4 protein-coding genes and 1 pseudogene are annotated in these 4,720 nt (G+C 26.4%); 1 reads left to right on the forward strand and 4 read right to left on the reverse strand.

Translation table 11 applies throughout. The features are described 5' to 3' along the window. Window positions 1-610: pseudogene (locus tag ACI3VO_RS06500) on the forward strand (2-hydroxyglutaryl-CoA dehydratase); the annotation flags it as partial. 80 nt (window positions 611-690) lie between these two features. Here ACI3VO_RS06500 and ACI3VO_RS06505 read toward each other — a convergent pair. The 4 genes from ACI3VO_RS06505 to ACI3VO_RS06520 all read right to left on the reverse strand — a co-directional run. After that, window positions 691-1,605 (reverse strand): DUF368 domain-containing protein, encoded by a 915-nt coding sequence (locus ACI3VO_RS06505; protein ID WP_439757128.1) that lies wholly within the window; start codon window positions 1,603-1,605, stop codon window positions 691-693. Between the two features lie 203 nt (window positions 1,606-1,808). Continuing rightward, window positions 1,809-2,516, reverse strand: a complete 708-nt coding sequence (locus ACI3VO_RS06510) for a response regulator transcription factor (RefSeq protein ID WP_439757129.1) — start codon at window positions 2,514-2,516, stop codon at window positions 1,809-1,811. Further along, window positions 2,494-4,002 carry an ATP-binding protein gene (locus tag ACI3VO_RS06515; protein ID WP_439757130.1) on the reverse strand — a complete coding sequence of 503 codons (1,509 nt, stop codon included), beginning with the start codon at window positions 4,000-4,002 and terminating at the stop codon, window positions 2,494-2,496. Before ACI3VO_RS06515 ends, ACI3VO_RS06510 begins: the two co-directional genes overlap by 23 nt. A gap of 283 nt (window positions 4,003-4,285) precedes the next feature. Next, on the reverse strand, window positions 4,286-4,720 hold a 435-nt coding region (locus ACI3VO_RS06520; RefSeq protein WP_439757131.1), incomplete at its 5' end, for a hypothetical protein.

The following is a 4,720-nucleotide window of genomic DNA, read 5'->3' on the forward strand; positions in this document are numbered from 1 at the left end:
AATGCCTGAAATGACAAACTTCTTCCTATACTCTGCCGTAAACAGTATATACAGAAAAGACCATAAACTAGAAGGAACAACTAAAGGTAAGTTTATGTCAAAATTCTTCATAGGTTTAGTCGGATTCTACCAAAAAACTTATGTAAAAGAATTGAAAAAAAGCAAGAGATTTACTGCACCTGAAAATATCATAGAATTATCTAAGAAAACTGCTTCATTAGTTTCTATAGGTAATCAAACAGGTGAAGGTTGGTTACTTCCAGGTGAAATGATAGAATTAATCGAAAGTGGAGTTGAAAATATAGTTTGTATGCAGCCATTTGGTTGTCTACCTAACCACATAATCGGTAAAGGACCTATAAAGGAATTAAAGGCTAGATATCCAAAGGCTAACATAATTCCTATAGACTACGATCCATCTGCCAGTGAGGTCAACCAAATAAACAGAATAAAGCTTATGCTATCTAGAGCATTTAAAAATTTAAATGAGGGAGAAGCTAAAAATATAAAAAAGCAAAATACCAACCAAAAAAAGTCATCTGTGACTCATATTAATGCTAAGTCAGACAATAAAAATCACGACGATAGTAAAAAAGCTGTAAATATGTAGATAAAAAGTACAGTCCACATATATTAAAAGCTGATTTCTGTATCAAATAGAAATCAGCTTTTTTAACTTTCTAAAGTTCCTTATAAATGATTTATTTTAATACTTTCAGATTTTTTTAAAGTTAATTTCTTTATATATTGAATTGTATATATCAATATACCACCAATAATAAAAAATATTACATTAAAATTCGAAATACTAACAGGAGCATAATTGTAAACACTATCAATAGTTGTAGGCCCCATAACAATTGAATAAATTGAACCTACCATCAATCCTAAAATAATATACATCATCTGAGAAGTGTACTTTTCCAGTAAGTACTTAACTACTTTTGTACATGTAAAAACTCCTATTATCAAACCTACCGCATATACTAGTACAATAGAAATTCCACTAAAATCGCCTCTTAATATATTTCGAAAGCTCTTCATAATAGGTAGGTATAGACCAAATATTAAAAGTAAAGTAGATCCAGATATGCCTGGAAGTATCATTGCTGAAACAACAAGGATAGCAACAATCATAATATATATCATTAGCCAAATATTCAAAGATTTAAAATTCATACTATATACATTACTACTTGACATAGGACTGAAATAAGTAATCAAAACTGCTATTGCTATACCAACTACACTAAATATAGCATTGTAGTATTTATCTATTATATTTTCTTTTTCACTTTGCATAATTATAGGAATAGAAAATACTATAAATCCTATAAACAAAGAACTTATTTTGTATATATGATTTTCAAAATTAGGAACTATCATATAAATTCCTATACAAAAACCTACTGCCCATCCAAGAGCTAATTTTATAAGAAATCTAATTCCATTCTTTCTATTTAATTCATCTCTAGATATTATACTGTTTATAGATTCTATAAATTTATCATATATTCCAAATAGAAATAAAATAGTACCACCTGAAACCCCTGGAACGCAATCAGCCAAGGCCATACAAAAACCTCCAAATATTAAATTTGTCATTTTACTCTCTCCTTTTAAAAAGTTTATTCTCCTCTCTTATATTTTCTATTTACATAATAAAAAAGAAAAATAAACATAAAAAAGATAATATCTAAACAATTTATTAACATTTAATATAATATTTATTAATATCAATCAAAAAAAGAGCTCATATATTCAATAATATACAAACTCTTCTTTAATATATAAATATTTAAAATAATTTATACACGAAATCTATAACCAGCACCCCATACTGTGTCTATAAATTTTATGTTTTTTGATTCATCCTCTATTTTTTCTCTAATTCTGTTGATATGAACTGTTACCGTAGAAGTATCACCAATACCGTCCATGTCCCAAACTCGATCAAATAGAGTCTGTTTTGAAAAAACTATATTCGGATTTTTTACTAAAAATAATAACAATTCAAATTCTTTATTTTTTAAGAAAACCTCCTTATCATTTACAAATACTTTTCTAGACATAGGCAATATCCTCAATTCTTTAATATTGATTTCTCGATCCTGTTCATCTATTTCATTATTTTCTTTAGATTTATTAAGCAACCTTTCGTGTATACTTATATGAGCTTTTACTCTAGCTATAAGCTCTGAAGGACTAAATGGTTTAACTATATAATCATCTGCTCCAAGTCCTAACCCTCTGATTTTATCGATATCCTCTTTTTTAGCTGTTACTAAAATAATAGAAATATCTTTAACCTCTCTAATTTTTTTGCAGACGTCAAATCCATTCATTTTAGGAAGCATTATATCCAATAATACTAAGTCTATATCTTCATTAAGTGCATAATTAAGACCATCTTCTCCATTATTAACCACGATTGTTTCATAATTACTTGCCTCTAAATAATCTTTTTCTAACTCTGCAATTAACTCATCATCTTCAACTATTAGTATTTTTTTCATTATTTATCTCTCCTTCGTACGGTATATATATTGCAATTGATAATCCATTTTCGTTTTTTGCTTCTATTTTTCCATTATGCATTTCTACAATTTTTTTTGTTATGCTAAGACCTAGGCCACTACCCTCTCCTGGCTTAGTTCTAGATGCATCCCCTCTATAAAAGCATTCAAATATTTGCTCTAAATCCTCATTTTTTACACCATTTCCATCATCAGCAATTGTAAGCTTTACGTAATTATCCTTTATTCCAATATTTATAGTAATTACAACCTGCTCTCTGACTTTATACTTTATACTATTTGAAATTATATTTAAAATCGCTCTAGATATTTTTTGAGTGTCCATATTTACGTATACTTTATCACTTAAATATGTAGTATTCAATATAACATTTTCCCTTTTAAAATCAATCTCATAAGTTTTTAATAAATGTTTTATATAACTATTGATTTCGACTTTTTCTAAATAATAATTATTACTTTTGCTTTCTAAATGTGTATAATCACTCAAATTATTTAATAAAACCTCCATATCATTTGCCCTAGTCTGTATAGCTCTATAATATCTTATTTTCATTTCAGGAGTTTTAGCTATTCCATCTATTAATCCCTCAACATATCCCTTTATAGATGTCAATGGTGTTCTTAAATCATGAGATATTCCAGCTAACAATTGAGTTCTATTATTTTCATATCTCAACCTTTCATCTACTGAATCCTTCAGATATCCTCTCATATCATCAAAATCTCTACATACTTGTCCAAACTCATCATTTTTTAAATAATTTATAGGCTTATCAAGCTCTCCTTCTTTTATTTTTTTACTTCCTTCACTTAATTTTTCTAGAGGAATTAAAACACTTTTAGATATCCAATGAGATAATAATATATTTAAAACTATAATCATAATTAGATAAAGTAAAATTACTACAATACCATTTTCTAATATATATTTTTGTATATAAGATATGAAATTCATATTCTTTTTGCTATTTTGCATGCGAATAGCTGTGATTTTATATAATTCACCATTTATATCCATAGTATTTAATATTATAGATGTATCTCCTTCTGTCAAAGTTAGATTATTCGTTTCATTATTGTAACCTTTTATAGATTTTCTAAGTATTGTATGTTCTTCTTTTGTCATATTATCGAATAAACTGTTATTATCCACTTCAACAGAAAAATTATATCCCAAATTATTTAATCCTTTTTCTAAGTTCGATAATTGTTTATATGCTAACTCTTTTTTGCTATTTTTAGAAAAGTTTTCTGCGTATATTGATGTTATCTCATCTTTATATTCATACATTAGACTCTGTGCAGAATATAGCGCATTTTTATCTTTAATTAAAATTTCCAAAGCTTCATGGTAATGATTGTCTGTACTTTTAATAAAAATCCCAATTATACTCAATAATATCAATAGCGGTATCACTATTATTACTATATTTGAAAAAATTATTTTATTTTTTATATTCATAAAATCCCCCTCACTTTGCATTAAAACAATTAACATTCCACTGAAATAACTATATTAAAATATCCACTATTTCATATATTCTATAAAAATATTATCTATATAAAATACCAAAAATTTATAAAATTTCTATTAAATATTTATTAACAAACAAATATTTATTTCAAGTTTTATTACTATCAATATTTTTAAGATCAATTCTCTATTATATTTACTAGTACTAAATTAAATATTAAAATATAAAAAGAGCCTCAAAATCAAATTTGGGACTCTTTTCATATTTTAATTATATTTCTTCATTTTGTAAATCAGCGTATAATAAACTATCTTCTCTATTTAAGTAAACATATCTAGTGTCGATTTTTTCGTCATCTTCAGATTGTTCTAGCACCTTTATAACATAATCATCTGTAGCTATATTTACTAGCACATCCTTATATTCTGAATATATTCTATTGATTAATGTTCTAGCTTCAAATGGTGTATCATCAAATAACTCAACGCTTTCTAATGTAACAAATTGTTCTTTAAAGCTTATTTCAGAAGACATAGCTACGAAATAGATTTTCTTACACTCAGTACACATAACTACTAGCTTTTCCATTTTATATATAGAAGCCTTTGCAACAGCGTCTAGCTCTAATTCATCTGTCTTTAGCTCTGTTTCACTTACTTCTCTAAATAGTACTTTATATTCTTGTTTATTTGAGCAAGGACATAT

The organism is Intestinibacter sp., from assembly GCF_051866655.1.
In the GTDB taxonomy this organism is placed as follows: domain Bacteria; phylum Bacillota; class Clostridia; order Peptostreptococcales; family Peptostreptococcaceae; genus Intestinibacter.

Excerpts from the sequence above, each read along its gene's own strand:
- ACI3VO_RS06505 (WP_439757128.1), bottom strand. The coding sequence starts at position 1,605 with ATGACAAATTTAATATTTGGAGGTTTTTGTATGGCCTTGGCTGATTGC.
- ACI3VO_RS06510 (WP_439757129.1), bottom strand. The coding sequence starts at position 2,516 with ATGAAAAAAATACTAATAGTTGAAGATGATGAGTTAATTGCAGAGTTA.
- ACI3VO_RS06515 (WP_439757130.1), bottom strand. The coding sequence starts at position 4,002 with ATGAATATAAAAAATAAAATAATTTTTTCAAATATAGTAATAATAGTG.